16 protein-coding genes are annotated in these 15,137 nt (G+C 62.0%); 4 read left to right on the top strand and 12 right to left on the bottom strand.

All coding sequences use genetic code 11. The annotated features are described in order from the left end of the window. Nucleotides 1–20: 20 nt before the first annotated feature. The 5 genes from fabD to J2W49_RS15790 all read right to left on the bottom strand — a co-directional run bounded on the left by fabD (nucleotide 21) and on the right by J2W49_RS15790 (nucleotide 4,174). The gene (gene fabD, locus J2W49_RS15810; RefSeq protein WP_310318134.1) at nucleotides 21–971 is read right to left on the bottom strand and encodes an ACP S-malonyltransferase; all 951 of its coding nucleotides are present in this window, start codon (nucleotides 969–971) and stop codon (nucleotides 21–23) included. A gap of 42 nt (nucleotides 972–1,013) precedes the next feature. Beyond that, the gene (locus tag J2W49_RS15805; RefSeq protein WP_310318131.1) at nucleotides 1,014–1,991 is read right to left on the bottom strand and encodes a beta-ketoacyl-ACP synthase III; all 978 of its coding nucleotides are present in this window, start codon (nucleotides 1,989–1,991) and stop codon (nucleotides 1,014–1,016) included. A gap of 11 nt (nucleotides 1,992–2,002) precedes the next feature. Further along, nucleotides 2,003–3,061 (bottom strand): phosphate acyltransferase PlsX, encoded by a 1,059-nt coding sequence (gene plsX / locus J2W49_RS15800; protein ID WP_310318128.1) that lies wholly within the window; start codon nucleotides 3,059–3,061, stop codon nucleotides 2,003–2,005. A 136-nt stretch (nucleotides 3,062–3,197) separates the two neighbouring features. After that, nucleotides 3,198–3,380 carry a 50S ribosomal protein L32 gene (gene rpmF, locus J2W49_RS15795; protein WP_019575026.1) on the bottom strand — a complete coding sequence of 61 codons (183 nt, stop codon included), beginning with the start codon at nucleotides 3,378–3,380 and terminating at the stop codon, nucleotides 3,198–3,200. Nucleotides 3,381–3,604: 224 nt separating this feature from the next. Next, the gene (locus J2W49_RS15790) at nucleotides 3,605–4,174 is read right to left on the bottom strand and encodes a YceD family protein (RefSeq protein WP_310318111.1); all 570 of its coding nucleotides are present in this window, start codon (nucleotides 4,172–4,174) and stop codon (nucleotides 3,605–3,607) included. 37 nt (nucleotides 4,175–4,211) lie between these two features. On the opposite strand from J2W49_RS15790, the gene J2W49_RS15785 reads away from it, so the two are divergent. Together J2W49_RS15785 and J2W49_RS15780 are read left to right on the top strand one after the other, a co-directional pair. Continuing rightward, nucleotides 4,212–4,826 carry a Maf family nucleotide pyrophosphatase gene (locus tag J2W49_RS15785; RefSeq protein WP_310318109.1) on the top strand — a complete coding sequence of 205 codons (615 nt, stop codon included), beginning with the start codon at nucleotides 4,212–4,214 and terminating at the stop codon, nucleotides 4,824–4,826. Next, complete coding sequence (locus J2W49_RS15780; RefSeq protein WP_310318106.1) at nucleotides 4,823–5,626, top strand: SAM-dependent methyltransferase; 804 nt, start codon at nucleotides 4,823–4,825, stop codon at nucleotides 5,624–5,626. Before J2W49_RS15785 ends, J2W49_RS15780 begins: the two co-directional genes overlap by 4 nt. A gap of 55 nt (nucleotides 5,627–5,681) precedes the next feature. Here the strand turns inward: J2W49_RS15780 and galU are convergent, their stop codons facing one another. Then, nucleotides 5,682–6,566: a UTP--glucose-1-phosphate uridylyltransferase GalU gene (galU, locus tag J2W49_RS15775; protein ID WP_310318103.1), complete on the bottom strand. Its 885-nt coding sequence runs from the start codon at nucleotides 6,564–6,566 to the stop codon at nucleotides 5,682–5,684. A gap of 129 nt (nucleotides 6,567–6,695) precedes the next feature. Between galU and J2W49_RS15770 the strand changes: the two genes are divergently transcribed. Together J2W49_RS15770 and galE are read left to right on the top strand one after the other, a co-directional pair. Further along, the gene (locus J2W49_RS15770; protein ID WP_310318101.1) at nucleotides 6,696–8,144 is read left to right on the top strand and encodes a mannose-1-phosphate guanylyltransferase/mannose-6-phosphate isomerase; all 1,449 of its coding nucleotides are present in this window, start codon (nucleotides 6,696–6,698) and stop codon (nucleotides 8,142–8,144) included. A 72-nt stretch (nucleotides 8,145–8,216) separates the two neighbouring features. Then, nucleotides 8,217–9,263 (top strand): UDP-glucose 4-epimerase GalE, encoded by a 1,047-nt coding sequence (gene galE, locus J2W49_RS15765; protein WP_310318098.1) that lies wholly within the window; start codon nucleotides 8,217–8,219, stop codon nucleotides 9,261–9,263. Nucleotides 9,264–9,281: 18 nt separating this feature from the next. Here the strand turns inward: galE and J2W49_RS15760 are convergent, their stop codons facing one another. The 6 genes from J2W49_RS15760 to J2W49_RS15735 all read right to left on the bottom strand — a co-directional run bounded on the left by J2W49_RS15760 (nucleotide 9,282) and on the right by J2W49_RS15735 (nucleotide 14,802). After that, nucleotides 9,282–10,253 (bottom strand): S49 family peptidase, encoded by a 972-nt coding sequence (locus tag J2W49_RS15760; RefSeq protein ID WP_310318095.1) that lies wholly within the window; start codon nucleotides 10,251–10,253, stop codon nucleotides 9,282–9,284. A 10-nt stretch (nucleotides 10,254–10,263) separates the two neighbouring features. After that, nucleotides 10,264–10,650 (bottom strand): Rieske (2Fe-2S) protein, encoded by a 387-nt coding sequence (locus tag J2W49_RS15755; RefSeq protein WP_310318092.1) that lies wholly within the window; start codon nucleotides 10,648–10,650, stop codon nucleotides 10,264–10,266. A 7-nt stretch (nucleotides 10,651–10,657) separates the two neighbouring features. Continuing rightward, nucleotides 10,658–11,317 carry an HAD family hydrolase gene (locus J2W49_RS15750; protein WP_310318090.1) on the bottom strand — a complete coding sequence of 220 codons (660 nt, stop codon included), beginning with the start codon at nucleotides 11,315–11,317 and terminating at the stop codon, nucleotides 10,658–10,660. Between the two features lie 21 nt (nucleotides 11,318–11,338). Further along, nucleotides 11,339–12,211: an S-formylglutathione hydrolase gene (gene fghA / locus J2W49_RS15745; RefSeq protein WP_310318087.1), complete on the bottom strand. Its 873-nt coding sequence runs from the start codon at nucleotides 12,209–12,211 to the stop codon at nucleotides 11,339–11,341. Between the two features lie 131 nt (nucleotides 12,212–12,342). Further along, nucleotides 12,343–13,449, bottom strand: coding sequence for an S-(hydroxymethyl)glutathione dehydrogenase/class III alcohol dehydrogenase (locus J2W49_RS15740; protein ID WP_310318084.1), 1,107 nt, complete (start codon nucleotides 13,447–13,449; stop codon nucleotides 12,343–12,345). A 156-nt stretch (nucleotides 13,450–13,605) separates the two neighbouring features. Next, nucleotides 13,606–14,802: a urate hydroxylase PuuD gene (locus J2W49_RS15735; RefSeq protein ID WP_310318081.1), complete on the bottom strand. Its 1,197-nt coding sequence runs from the start codon at nucleotides 14,800–14,802 to the stop codon at nucleotides 13,606–13,608. Nucleotides 14,803–15,137 lie beyond the last annotated feature (335 nt).

Here is a 15,137-nt window from a genome sequence, read left to right as displayed (position 1 = left end):
CGTCTGCTTTCTGTCTGGGTTCATGCCAGCAACGACTTGACTTCGTCAAGTGTTGCGGGATCAAAAATGGCGGCCGCCGTCAGGTCGGGATCGATCCGCTTGGTCAGCGCGGTCAGGACCTTGCGAGGTCCGCATTCAATCAAAGTGTGGATGCCACGCGCCTTGATGGCACCGACGCACTCCACCCATCGGACCGGCCCGAAGGCCTGCCTGTACAAGGCGTTGCGGATACGGTCCGGGTCCGTTTCAACCGCTACGTCGATGTTGTTGATCAAAGGGATTCGGGGTGCCTCAAAGGTCGTTTCGGCCAGCTTCGCCTGCAGTCGCTCTGCCGCCGGGCGCATCAAGGATGAATGAAAAGGTGCAGACACCGGCAGCGGCAGCGCACGCTTGGCGCCGGCACGCTTGACCGCTTCGCACGCCTGTTCAACCGCCGCCTTGCTGCCAGCGATCACGGTTTGCACCGGATCATTGAAGTTCACTGCTTCCACCACCTCGGCACTGCCCGCACCAAAAGAAGCCTGCACGTCGGCGCAGACCGCCATCACCTGGTCGGACGACAGACCCAACACAGCAGCCATGGCGCCCTCGCCCACTGGCACCGCCTCCTGCATGGCAGCCGCCCGGAACCGCACGAGTGGCGCTGCCTGAGAGAGTGTCAGGACACCAGAAGCCACCAGTGCGCTGTACTCACCCAGCGAATGCCCTGCAACGGCGTCGGGCAATGCCCCCCCCTCAGCCAGCCAGACCCGCCAGGCAGCCACGCCCGCCACGAGCATCACCGGCTGAGTATTGGTGGTCAGCGCCAGAACGTCAGCGGGGCCTTCATGGATCAATCGGCCGACGTCCACTTCCAGCGCATCGGACGCTTCGCGAAGCACCTCGGCCACTGCGGGATGATCGCCCCACGCATCCAGCATGCCAACGGACTGCGACCCTTGGCCAGGAAAAACAAAAGCAAAATTCATCATGAATTCAGGAAGTAGGTCTAACCCGGAAGATCTCGGGAGGACTCAGTAAGAAAGCAGGACCGAGCCCCAGGTGAACCCACCGCCCACGCCTTCCAGCATGAGCAAGTGCCCCGGTTTGACCAGGCCCGTACGAACGCCGTGGTCCAGTGCCAGCGGAATGGACGCGGCAGAGGTGTTCCCGTGCTCGTCCACCGTCACCACCACTTTGTCCATCGAGAGCTTGAGCTTCTTCGCGGTGCTTTGCATGATGCGGATGTTCGCCTGGTGCGGAATCAGCCAGTCGATGTCTTCGGCCGACCTGCCCGCCTTGCGCAAGGATGCCAGCGCTGTTTCTTCAAGCACGCCCACAGCCAGTTTGAAAACCGCCGGACCGTCCATCTTCAGCAAGGGGTCGCCCAGTATCTGCCCACCGGACACATGCCCCGGCACGCACAGAATGCCACTGTGCTTGCCGTCCGAATGGATGTCCGTCGCCAGTATCCCCGGCTCGGCGCTGGCCTCAAGCACCACGGCACCAGCGCCATCGCCAAACAACACGCAGGTGGTCCGGTCGTTGAAATCAAGGATGCGGCTGAACACCTCGGCCCCCACCACCAGCGCCTTCTTCGCGCTACCGGTACGGATCATCGCGTCGGCAACGGTCAACGCGTAGATGAATCCACTGCAAACCGCCTGTACGTCAAACGCCGGGCAACCCGCGATGCCCAACTTGTGCTGCAGCAGCGCGGCGGTGGATGGGAACACCATGTCCGGCGTGGAGGTGGCCACGATGATCAGGTCAATCTCGCCCGGAGCTACGTTGGCCGCGCTCATGGCCTGGCGACAGGCATGCGCCGCCAGATCGCTGGAAAAAACCCCTTCATCCGCAAAGTGGCGCGCGCGGATACCGGTTCTAGCGACGATCCATTCGTCACTGGTCTCCACATCGCGCTTGGCCAACATGGCAACCATGTCGGCATTGCTCAAACGCTGAGGAGGCAGGCAACTGCCAGTGCCGGTGATTCGGGCGTAGCGGGTCATGAAAGAGGGGATCAGAGAGTGGGAACGTTATGGAGTTCGCTGGAACTGCCCTGCGGCACCAGGAGGTGCCTGGCGTGTTCGATGCGATCACGCACATTGCCCAGCAAATTGTGGTGGGCCGCATCATAAGCCCGGCACAGGGCCTGTTCAAACGCAAAAGCGTCGGCAGAGCCGTGGCTCTTGAAAACAAGGCCGCGCAGTCCCATCAGGGCAGCACCGTTGTACCGACGATGATCAACGCGCTTTTTAAAAGCAGATAAGACCGGATACGCAACAATTGCAGCCAGTTTGGTCAGGATATTGCGTGAAAATTCATCACGAATGAAGCCGCTGATCATGGTAGCCAAGCCTTCGCTTGCCTTGAGCGCCACATTCCCGACGAATCCATCACAGATCACGATGTCAGTGGTCCCTTTAAAAATGTCGTCGCCCTCGACATTTCCGTAAAAGTTGAGATCACCAGCCTCGGCCGCATCCCGCAGCAAAAGGCCCGCTTTTTTGATCACCTCGCTGCCTTTGATGACCTCTTCCCCCACGTTGAGCAAGCCCACCGTGGGATTCTTTCCACCGGTTGCAGACACCAGCGCCGAGCCCATCAGTGCGAACTGCAGCAGGTGCTCCGCCGTGCAATCGACGTTGGCGCCGAGGTCCAGAACGGTTGTCGCTCCCCCTTTGGCATTGGGCAACTGTGTGGCAATGGCCGGACGATCAATGCCATCCAGGGTTTTGAGAAGGTAGCGGGCGATCGCCATGAGGGCGCCGGTGTTGCCCGCCGATACCGCCGCCTGAGCCGCGCCGTCCTTGACCTGCGCGATGGCCACCCGCATCGACGAGTCTTTTTTCTTGCGGAGAGCCACCTCGACGGTGTCGTCCATGGCGATCACCTCTGACGCAGGCACAATGCGGCAACGCACATTGTTCTTGACCTGCGGCCAAGCTCCGAACGCGGCAGGCATCCCGACCAGAAGCAACTGGGCTTGCGGGTAGCGCGACAAAAACGCTTCACAGGCGGGCAGGGTCACCGCCGGACCCACATCACCGCCCATGCAGTCGACAGCAACGGTGATCATGACATTGCCTCGATGCGGATGCAGACAGCACCACTGACCAGAAAAAAGCCCGCATGAATCATGCGGGCCTGCGTCTCATAGGCTTGACAAACCCCGAACGCGTCCCAGCGACGAGGCTTGCTGACTCCCGCCACCTTTAGGCTTCGGACTTGTTCTTCAGCACCTGCCGGCCACGGTAAAAACCATTGGGGCTGATGTGATGACGAAGATGGATTTCGCCGGTGGTGGGTTCAACCGCGATGCCGGGCACGTTCAGCGCATTGTGCGAACGGTGCATGCCGCGCTTGGAGGGGGACTTTTTGTTTTGCTGGACGGCCATGGTGGGCTCCTAAGATCGGTAGGTGAGTCGGGTGCGCCAGGTGACTGCTTGGTTATTGATGACCCCCGAACGCGTGATTCGCGGTTCGGTCAGGAGCATGCCAGCGCAAAGCCAAGCATTATATCCCGAAGTATCCGAACCGTCCATTTCGGGATTGGCGTGACCAGCAACACAGGAGAATCGCGCTCCGAACTGCTCCCCTGCGCCCCTATGTCCCATACAGGTCACTTTTTCAACCTGGCGAGGGAAGCGAAGGGATGCGGCGCCCTGTGATCGCCGTCTTCTGGGCCAATGCCAGGGTCCGACGCCTGCATGACAACGGGCACCGGGCAGGTTTCGTGCATGGGAACGAGTGGCAACGACATCAGCAACTCGTCCTCAAGCAGGTCATAAAGCGACATGACGGGCTCGAGCACGAGCACATCTTCTTCACTTTCGTCGTCTTGTGCTTCTGCGGTGGCTTCGTCTGCGACAAACCGGAACCACCGATCGATGTCCAGCGCCGTGTCAACCGGCCCCAGGCAACGCTGACACTGGAGCGGCACGACCGCCTTTGCCTGCAAATGGAGCCAGACGGCAGGCGCAGCACCCTGGGCATCCGTGCGCAGGCTGCCTTCGGCATGCCATTGCACCCCTGCAAGCATCTCAGGCCTGGAGGTTTCGGAAAGTTCCTCAACCAGCCGCGAGAACCGTGCGAGGGGCGCGTCTGCGCTCATCTGGCCTGACGCCTGGGCAAAAGATCGCACATCCAGGCGCTCCGGCAACCACTGTGTTTTCGCTGGTGGGGTGTTCATCCGGGCAGTTTAAAAGAATGCGGGGAAAATGCGCGACATGCATGAACACACTTCACCCGCAAAAAAAATCGGGCCGCGCCCCCTTGTTCTGGGTTCCACATCCCCTTATCGCCGCGAACTGCTCACCCGATTGCAGATTCCCTTCGAAGTGGACCGGCCCGATGTTGACGAAACACCGATGCCGGGTGAATTGCCTGTGGACCTGGCACTGAGACTGGCCGTGGCCAAGGCGCGTGACGTGTCGTTGCGGCATCCCAACGCCATCGTGATTGGCAGCGATCAGGTGGCTGACCTGGATGGCACTCCCCTGGGAAAACCGATCACGCATGAAAGGGCCACCGAACAGCTGCGGCGCATGCGTGGCAAGACGGTGATCTTTCAGACCGCCCTGGCCGTGGTTTGCCTTGAATCCGGGTTCGAGCAAAGCGAACTGGCGCAAGTGAAGGTGAAGTTCCGTGATCTGGACGACGACGAGATCGAGCGCTACTTGCGGGCTGAGCAGCCTTACGACTGTGCGGGCAGCGCGAAGAGCGAAGGATTGGGCATCGCCTTGTTGGAGCGTATTGACAATGACGATCCCACGGCCTTGATCGGGCTGCCCCTGATTCGAACCTGCCACCTGATTCGTGCGGCAGGAGGACACATCCTGTGAACCAGCCCAATGGCCATGGCCACCTGGGCACACTCTTTCTGGTGCCCGCTCCGCTGGATTTCGGCACGAACGCAGCCGAGCCCGCAGCAGTGACGCAGTGGCTGCCAGCCGAAACCCTGGCGGTTGCCTGCCGGTTGACGCACTGGATCACGGAAAACGCCAAGAGCACGAGGGCGTTCCTCAAACGTGTCGAGTCGGTTGGCGCGCTGGGTTGTCCACTGCAGGCCCAGCAAATCACGGAGCTGCCACGTGCTGCTCACAAGAAGGGCGATCACCAGCCCGGTGCTGAAGCTGATGCTATGGCCCGCAGCCTGCTGGCACCGACTCTGGAGGGGCACGACATGGGCTTGGTCAGCGAGGCCGGCATGCCCGCGATCGCAGACCCGGGCAGTTCCGTGGTGCGGGCCGCACACAGCCTTGGACTGCGGGTGGTCGCGCTGACCGGACCGGTTTCGTTGATGCTGGCCTTGGCCGCCAGCGGGCTCAACGGGCAGAATTTTGCGTTTGTGGGGTACGTGCCCCAGGAGCCAATCGAACGGGCCAAGCGTCTGCGCGAACTGGAAAGCCTCGCCCTGAAATCGGGCCAGACCCAGATCCTGATCGAAACGCCCTACCGGAATTCGGCGCTCTTGCAAAGCCTGTTGCAGACACTGCAGCCCCATACCCGCTTGGCGCTGGCCTGCGCCCTCACCTTGCCGGAACAGGTGGTGCGCAGTGCATTGGTCAGCGACTGGAAACGAAAGGCCTTGAGCCAACAACTTCCATTGGACAAGCCAGCGGTGTTTTTGTTGGGGCGCTGATGCGCCCGCATGGGAGCCAAGCGAATGGCCCGGCCAGCAGTCCGGTGAACCCGAATCAGCTCATCACGCGGCGGATGTGTGCCCTCACTGACTCGCTGAGTTCTTCGTTGGCCAGGGCCAGATCGATGGTCGCCTGCAGGAAGCCTTCCTTGCTGCCGCAGTCGTAACGCGTGCCCTGGTAGCGGAATGCCTGCACTTTCTCCTTGCCAATCAAGGCCGCGATACCGTCGGTGAGCTGGATCTCTCCACCGGCGCCACGCGGCTGGCGCCGCACACTCTCAAATACTGCGGGCGTCAGGATGTACCGCCCCGCCACCGCCAGCGTCGAAGGCGCCACTTCGGGTGCCGGCTTCTCAACCATCGCGAACACCTCGGCCAACGCCTGGTCGACGCCATGCACGTCCACCACGCCATAACGGCGTGTCTCGGCTCTGGGGACATCTTGCACAGCCAGGACCGTGCCCGGACTCTGCTCGAAGGCGGCCACCATCTGCTGCAGGACGGTAGGACCGCCAGATCCTTGCTGTTCGCCGATCATGAGGTCGTCGGCCAGCAGCACGGCAAAAGGCTCATCGCCGACCAATCTTTCGGCGCACAACACGGCGTGTCCCAGGCCAAGCGCACGCGGTTGCCGCACATAGACGCAGTCCATGTCATCGGGCTTGATGGCATGCACCAGGGCAAGCAGCGCATGCTTGTTGCCGGCCTCAAGCTCGGTCTCAAGTTCAAATGCCGTATCGAAGTGATCCTCAATGGCGCGCTTGTGGCGTCCTGTCACGAAAATCATCTCCCGGATGCCGGCTGCATACGCCTCTTCCACGGCGTACTGAATGAGCGGCTTGTCAACGACAGGCAACATCTCCTTGGGAATGGCCTTGGTAGCTGGAAGGAAGCGGGTCCCCAGGCCACCCACGGGGAATACGGCTTTTCTGATCGTCATGGCGCTTTGAATCCCTAATGCATTGGTTTGACAGACATCCATAATACAAGTGCCGCGCAGCCAGAAAACGCATGCGCCCGGTCCAGAGTGCCCCACCAAACCGTCTCCAGACCCCACACGAGTTTGCCCATGAAAATCACTCCCGTCATTCTGTGCGGTGGATCTGGAACACGTCTGTGGCCCCTCAGCCGCCAGAGTTTCCCCAAGCAATTCGTGCCTCTCATCGGGCAACGGAATTTACTTCAACTCACATTGGAAAGGCTGGGCTGGTGCCAACAACCGGTGATCTGTGTGGCGTCAGAGGAACACCGGTTTCTGGTGCAGGATGCCCTACGAACGGAAAAGGCGCCGGGACAGGTGCTGCTGGAACCCGCCGCACGCAACACGGCTGCCGCCATGGCCCTGGCTGCCTTGCTCTCAAAGTCGAACGCTGACCAGGATGCCCTGCTGCTGTTCTGCCCGGCAGACCACCATATTCCCGACATCGCGGCCTTTGAAGCCACCGTGAAGCGCGGGGTGCCGGCAGCCGAGGCAGGGGCCATCGTCACGTTTGGTGTCACGCCCAGCTTCCCCAGCAGCGCCTATGGCTACATTCAGCAGGGTGATCAGCGCGAGGACGGCAGCCGTTCGGTCGAGCGGTTCATTGAAAAGCCGGCACCAGCCGACGCGCAGAAGCTGTTGCTGCAAGGCAATGTGTTGTGGAACGCGGGCATCTTCCTGGCGCGTGGCAGCACGCTGCTGGCGGCGCTGGCACAACACGCCCCGGACATTCTCAAGGTGTGTCAAGAAGCCATGGCGGCACCAGCGTCCGAGCAGGTCGGGGAGGCAGGTGGTCCGGTGCGCTTCGTTCGCCCGGACGGCGCCATTTTTCCCGGGTGCCGATCGCAGAGCATCGACTACGCGGTGATGGAACCGCACGACAACGTGGCGGTGGTGCCGTTCGATGGTCAGTGGAGCGACGTGGGGAGCTGGAATGCCGTGGCCGAACTCAGCACCGCAGATGGGGCGGGCAACCGGATTGCAGGTCCCGGGCATGCCGTGCAGGCGCACAACACCTACATCCACTCCACCGGGCGGACTGTGGTGGCGCTGGGCACCTCCGATCTGTTGATCATCGAAACACCTGACGCGGTTCTGGTGGCGCAGAAGGACCACGCTGAACAGGTCAAGGATGTGGTCGCCTACCTGACCCAGCGAAATCGGCCTGAGGCCTTGCTGCACCGACGCGTGGCGAGGCCCTGGGGCTGGTACGACAGCGTGGATGCGGGTGAACGCTTCCAGGTCAAGCGCATCGGCGTCAAGCCCGGCGCCTCCTTGAGCCTGCAGAAACACCACCACCGCGCCGAACACTGGATCGTGGTCAAGGGAACGGCCGAGGTCACCCGCGGCCAGGAACGCTTTCTGTTGTCGGAAAACCAGTCCACCTACATCCCCATTGGGGAGGTGCACCGCCTGCACAACCCGGGCAAGATGGAACTGGAAATGATCGAGGTGCAATCAGGCAGTTACCTCGGTGAAGACGACATCGTTCGACTAGAAGACAACTACGGTCGAAACTCAACCGACGCCGCAAAGTAGTGCCGCCCTGAGTCACCATGTGCATGCCTGCACTGTGTCTTGCTGCGCCCTGCCTCGGCAAATGGATTCAACATGAAAATTCTCCTCACCGGCGGTGCCGGGTACATCGGAAGCCACACCTGCATTGCGTTGATCGAAGCCGGTTTCGAACCTGTGGTGCTGGACAATTTTTCCAACAGCAACCCGGTGGTGCTGGACAGGTTGGCCCGCATCCTGGGCAGGCAGGTGACACTGGAGCGTGGCGACGTGCTCGACACCCCGTGGCTGGAACAGGTGCTCAGACGCCATCGGCCCATGGGCGTGGTCCACTTCGCTGGCGACAAGGCCGTGGGCGAAAGTGTGACCAACCCGCTGAAGTACTTCCACAACAACATCGGCGGTGCGATCAGCCTGCTGCAGGCGATGACGCGGGTGGCGGCAGACGGAGGCGAGATGGGTACGCCCGCCCTCGTTTTCTCCAGCAGTGCCACGGTGTACGGCGACCCTGCGTCGGTGCCCATCACCGAGGATTTTCCGCGCAGCCACACCAACACCTACGGCCACACCAAGCTGGTGATTGAGGACATGCTGGAAGCGATGCAGCGGTCGGCGCCCCATTGGCGCATCGGCGTGCTGCGCTACTTCAACCCCGTTGGCGCCCACCCCAGCGGCCTCATCGGCGAGGACCCCAACGGCACACCGAACAATCTGATGCCCTACGTGGCCCAGGTGGCCGTGGGTCAGCGCCCCTACCTCAACATCTACGGAGGCGACTATCCCACCAGAGACGGCACCGGTGTGCGCGACTACATCCATGTCCAGGACCTGGCAGCGGGCCATGTGGCTGCCTTGCAGCGGCTGCTGGACAGCGGGCGCAGCTTCACGGTGAACCTGGGAACCGGTACGGGCAGCAGCGTTCTGGAAGTGGTGAGGGCGTTCGAGAAAGCCTCCGGTCGCGCAGTGCCCTACCAGATCGTGCCCAGGCGCGCGGGTGATGTGGCCGAGTGCTTTGCCAATCCGGCGCTTGCGAAAGAACTCCTGGGCTGGCACGCGCAGCTCAGCCTGGAGGACATGTGCATCGACGCCTGGCGCTGGCAAAGTGCCAACCCGAATGGCTACAGATCGGACGAAGCGGCTTGATTGGCAAGCAGGAGGGGCCTACTTCAGCTGAACGCCGGCCGAGCGCGCGGCGAGGTAGATACCCTCTCCGATGCTGGCACCAAAGCGTTTGGCGAGCCGCAACCCGACGTTCTCGCGCTGGGTGTAGTCCACGATGTTCTCGGCCTTGACGATTTCGCGGGCCACGTAGTCCAGGCTGCCCAGGCCGTCGGCCAGGCCCAGCTCGATGGACTGCTGACCGCTCCAGACCAGGCCGCTGAAGGTGTCGTCGTCGGGCTTGAGGCGGTCGCCGCGCCCTTTCTTGACCACCTCGATGAACTGGTTGTGGATCTGGACCAGCATGGACTGGATATAGGCCCGTTGTTCTTCATCTTGCGGGCTGAAGGGGTCCAGCATGGCCTTGTTGTCGCCGGCCGTCATCAGGCGTCGTTCAACACCGATCTTCTCCATCAGGCCCGTGAAACCAAAACCATCCATGAGCACACCAATGCTGCCGATCAGACTGGCTTTGTCGACATAGATGTTGTCAGCCGCAGCGGCAATGTAGTAGGCCGCAGAGGCACAGGTTTCCTCCACCACGGCGTACACGGGCTTGTCGTGGATCTGCCTGAGCCGGGTGATTTCGTCGTTGATGATGCCCGCCTGCACCGGGCTGCCGCCAGGTGAATTGATGAGCAGGACCACCGCCTGGGCGCCCGCGTCCTCAAACGCGGAGCGCAGCGAGCTGACCACCGACTGGGCATTGGCTTCTGCGCCCGAAGCGATTTCACCCTTGATCTCGACCATGGCGGTGTGCGGTTGGCTGGTGGTCGTGCCCATCGAATCGGAGGTATAGACCCACCAGATGAGGGCCACCAGCAGGCTCAACCACAGCAGCCTGAAGAACAGCTTCCAGCGGCGCGCACTGCGTTGCTCGTTCAAGGTTGCAAACACGAGTCTTTCAATGGTGTCGCGCTCCCATTGGCGATCAGCGCCGGGGCCTTGGGCGAGGCCCGTGTGGTCATTGTTCATGGCAGATTCTTCAGAATTCGACGGGGCAAAGCGGGTATTGTGACCGCCAGTGCACCACGCCATCGGATTCCTTCAGATCGATCTTGACGAGACCACCCCGGCAAGGCCCTCCTTTGCAGGCCCCGGTATCGGGTTCGTAGACGGCGCCATGGGTGGCACAGAGCAGCCAGCGACCGCTGTCGTCAAAGAACCGGTCAGGCTGCCAATCCATCTCCATGGCCACATGGGCGCAGCGATTGAGGTAGGCATGGGGGTGCCCCCGGTAACGGATGGCAAATGCGCGGCAGGTCTGTCCGGCGTAGCTCACATCAAAAGGCACCGCCATGCCGCCGTCCGTCAGGTCCCGGCTGTTGCACAGGGCATGAAGAGCGGCATCGCCTGCAGCAGGTACGGACATCAGACGCTCAGGCGTGTGTGGCGAGCCAGTCGCTCAGTTCCTGCACCGAATGCGCGACATGGCGTGGCTCAAGCACATGGAACGCGTCGGGTTCGTGTGCGCCGTAACTCACGCCCACACTGGCACAGCCCGCATTGAGCGCCATCTGGAGATCGTGCGTGGTGTCCCCGATCATGAGTGTGCGCTCAGGCGCAACGCCAAATTCGCTCATCAGTTCGTTGAGCATGAGGGGGCTGGGCTTTCCGGCGGTTTCGTCGGCGGTTCGCGAACCGTCGAACATCCCGACCAGCTCCACGCTTCGCAAGGCTTCGTTCAGCCCCACCCTGCTTTTCCCGGTGGCCACGGTGAGCAGATGGTGCCGTTCCTTGAGCCGGGCCAGCAAGGGCAATACCCCTTCAAACAGGGTGATGTCGCGCTGACACTTGATGTAGTGGAAACGGTAGCGCTCACCCAGCAAGGGGTATTTTTCCGGAGGCACATCGGGAGCCGCGTGTGCAAGCGCCTGCATCAGTCCCATGCCAATGACATAGCTGGCATCCCGGTTTGAGGGCACGGTACCGCCCACATCGGCCACCGCCGACTGGATGCAGCGGGTGATCAGGGCGGTGGAGTCGAACAGGGTGCCATCCCAGTCGAATGCAATGAGGTCGAATTGGCGAGGACGCATGATGTTTCTATGGCGGCAGGGTCAGACAACGCCCAATGCTGCAGCATGGTGTCGCAGGTGGTCATCGACAAAACTGCTGATGAAATAGTAACCGTGGTCGTAGCCTTCATGACGGCGCAGCGTGAGCGGCTGACCCGCCCGGGCACAAGCGGCTTCGAAAGCCTCCGGGTAAAGCTGCTCGGCAAGGAATTTGTCGGTCAGTCCCTGATCAATCAGGATGCCGCCTGGGTAGGGCGCGGCGGTCTGCTGTGCCATGAGCACGCTGGCGTCGTGGGCACCCCAGGTGCTTTCGTCCTGCCCCAGGTAGCCCGTGAAGGCTTTGTGACCCCAGGGGCACCGGGTGGGCGCACAAATGGGGGCGAACGCAGACACGCTGGCAAAACGACCGGGATGGCGCAGTGCCAGCGTGAGCGCACCGTGACCGCCCATGGAATGGCCGAACAGACCCATGCGCTCAGCGTTCAGACCGAACTCGTTCACCACCTGCGGCAGCAATTCCTTGAGCAGGTAGCTTTCCATGCACCAGTGGCCCGACCAGGGCGCCTGCGTGGCGTCCAGGTAAAAGCCGGCACCTGCCCCGAAATCCCAATGATGGTCTTCGCCGTCCACGCCAGTGTTGCGAGGGCTGGTGTCGGGCATCAGCAGCGCCAGCCCCAGTTCCGCCGCCACGCGCTGAGCACCCGCTTTCATGGTGAACGTCTCTTCGGTGCAGGTCAGGCCAGCAAGAAACGTGAGCAGCGGCACCGCCTTGCCCGTCAGCGCCTGAGGCGGCAGGTACAGCGCAAAACGCATCGGCAGGCCGATCTCGCTTGATGCGTGTTTGTAGAAGCGCTGCACGCCGCCGAAGCTGCCGTGTTCGCTCAAAAGTTCAAGACGGTCTAATGAAGTCGACATGAAATACCCTGACGAGTTGGTGGAACTGAGGGGTAGTTGATCCAGAGGTGCGGCGGAACCGGCTTCGCCGGGCCGCTCGCGCCGCCCCCTGGAGGGGGTCGAGCGAAGCTCGGCAGGGGTGGGCCAATACCTTAGAACTCGACGACGGAACGAATGGATTCGCCACTCTTCATCAGATCAAAGCCCTTGTTGATGTCTGCCAGCCTGAGCTTGTGGGTGATCAGGTCGTCGATGTTGATCTTGCCCTCCATGTACCAGTCCACGATCTTGGGGACGTCGGTGCGGCCGCGCGCGCCGCCGAAGGCCGAACCTTCCCATTTGCGGCCGGTGACGAGCTGGAACGGGCGGGTGCTGATTTCGGCACCGGCTTCGGCCACGCCGATGATGATGCTGCGGCCCCAGCCCTTGTGGGTGCACTCCAGCGCATCGCGCATGACCTTGGTGTTGCCGATGCATTCGAAGCTGTAGTCGGCACCGCCGTCGGTCAGTTGCACGATCGCATCGACCACGTTGGCGTGGTCTTTGGGGTTGATGAAGTGTGTCATGCCGAACTTGCGCGCCATGGCTTCGCGTTCGGGGTTCAGATCCACGCCGATGATCTTGTCGGCCCCCACCATCTTCGCGCCCTGGATCACGTTCAGACCGATGCCGCCCAGGCCGAACACCACGACGTTCGCACCCGCTTCCACCTTGGCGGTGAAGATGACGGCCCCGATGCCGGTGGTGACGCCGCAGCCGATGTAGCAGACTTTGTCGAACGGGGCGTCTTCGCGGATCTTGGCCAGCGAGATTTCGGCTGCCACGGTGTAGTTGCTGAAGGTGCTGGTGCCCATGTAGTGGAAGAGCGGCTTGCCATCCATGCTGAAACGGCTGGTGGCATCAGGCATCAGGCCCTTGCCCTGTGTGCCGCGGATGAGCTGGCAGAGATTGGTCTTGCGGCTCAGGCAGAACTTGCACTGGCGGCATTCGGGCGTGTAGAGCGGGATCACGTGGTCGCCCTTCTTGAGCGAGGTCACGCCCGGGCCCACGTCCACCACAATGCCCGCGCCTTCGTGGCCAAGGATGGCGGGGAAGATGCCCTCAGGGTCGGCGCCGCTGAGGGTGTAGTAGTCGGTGTGGCAGATGCCGGTGGCCTTGATTTCGACCAGCACTTCGCCGAATTTCGGCCCTTCCAGATCGACGGTTTCGATGGTGAGGGGCTGGCCTGATTTCCAGGCGACGGCGGCTTGCGTTTTCATGGTGATGAGGAAGATGGGTTGAACGTCCGCAAGAGGTTACCGCAGTTCGCCGGCTCTGCGCAGCAACGGGCCTGCCGCCGGGCCGCCCCAAGGCAGGCTCAGCCCCCTCGGGGGGCAGCGACCCGCGCAGCGGCGGAGCGTGGGGGCTTCATCCACTCACTTCACCCGCGCACCGCTTTCGAACCACTTAGCGAACAGCGCGCGTTCAGCTTCTGTCAGACCGGTGGCGTTGTTCATGGGCATGAGCTTCATGACAACCACCTGCTGGTACACGGTCTGGGCATGCTGCTTGAGTGCCTCGGGTGAATCGAGCCGCACGTTCTTGGATTGCAGTGCCTCGCCGTGGCACATCACGCAGCGCTGGTCGATCACCGGCTTGATTTCGGTATAGCCGACGGTTTCAGGCGCGGCCACGGCCTCCACCGGCGCCGGGCGAAGCCACACAATGAGAGCCAGAAGCGCCACCACGCCAACAGCGGCATAGGGCCAGGGATGGGCGTTGCGCCCCAGCTTGTGGCCATGGCGCATGACAAAGAACTGCCGGATGGCCGCGCCCGCGAACATCATGCCGATGAGGATGAGCCAGTTGAGTTCGTGCGTGTAGGTGAAGCTGTAGTGGTTGCTCAACATGGCGAACAGCACCGGCAGCGTGAAATAGGTGTTGTGCACGCTGCGCTGCTTGCCGCGCTTGCCGTGGATCGGGTCCACTGGGCGACCGGCTTTGATGTCCGCCACCACCGTGCGCTGCCCGGGGATGATCCAGAAAAACACATTGGCGCTCATGGCCGTGGCAATCATGGCGCCCACCAGCAGGAAGGCCGCACGCCCGGCGAACAGGTGCGTGGCCGCGTACGCCGCCACACACACCAGCACCAGCACCAGCGCGCCGACCAAGGCATCACCATTCTTCTTTTCGCCCAGCGTGCGGCAAATGGCGTCGTAGGCAAGCCAGAACACCACCAGAAAGGCCAGCGCGCTGGTGATCGCTGCGGCCGGGCTCCAGTCGTGAATGTTCGGGTCGATCAGGTAGACACTGGGGCTCCAGAGGTAGGAGATGAAAAACAGCGCAAAGCCAGAGAGCCAGGTGGAATAGCTTTCCCAATAGAACCAGTGCAGGTGCTCAGGCAGCTTCGGTGGTGCGCCGGCGAACTTCACCGGATGGTAGAAGCCGCCGCCGTGCACGGCCCAGAGCTCACCACTGACACCGTCTTTTTTGAGCTGTTCGTCCTGGGGCGGCGTGAGGCTGCTGTCCAGAAACACAAAATAGAACGAAGAGCCGATCCAGGCGATGGCCACGATGACATGCAGCCAGCGCAGCAGCAGGTTGGCCCAATCCAGCAAATAGGTTTCCATGGCACCTCAACTCGACGGGGACACCGCCAATGGCTTTCGGTTCACCACTGCGGGCGCTCTGAACCGGATGAGAGCCGCGAACCGGAAACGTCGTTTGAAACGTCCTGCGCCGCTGCGACTGATCGAAAAATTGTATACACCTTTTGAGAACCGCGAAAAAACCGTCGACCCGCCCTCGACCACGGGCACCCCCATCCATCCCGGGGACAAGCACGCCGCGTGCCACGCGCCTGGTTGTTGGGAATCGCACGCACCCGTCCCTGAGCAGCCACCTGCAACCAGCGGCTCCGCATTTTCCGTATATTGCTGTCACAAACGGGTGACCTCATGCGGCG

It is taken from the genome of Hydrogenophaga palleronii (genome assembly GCF_031457455.1).
Taxonomy (GTDB): Bacteria; Pseudomonadota; Gammaproteobacteria; order Burkholderiales; family Burkholderiaceae_C; genus Hydrogenophaga; species Hydrogenophaga palleronii_A.
The sequence above is the reverse complement of the archived record's forward strand: the minus strand, read 5'-3'. Positions and strand labels throughout refer to the sequence as shown.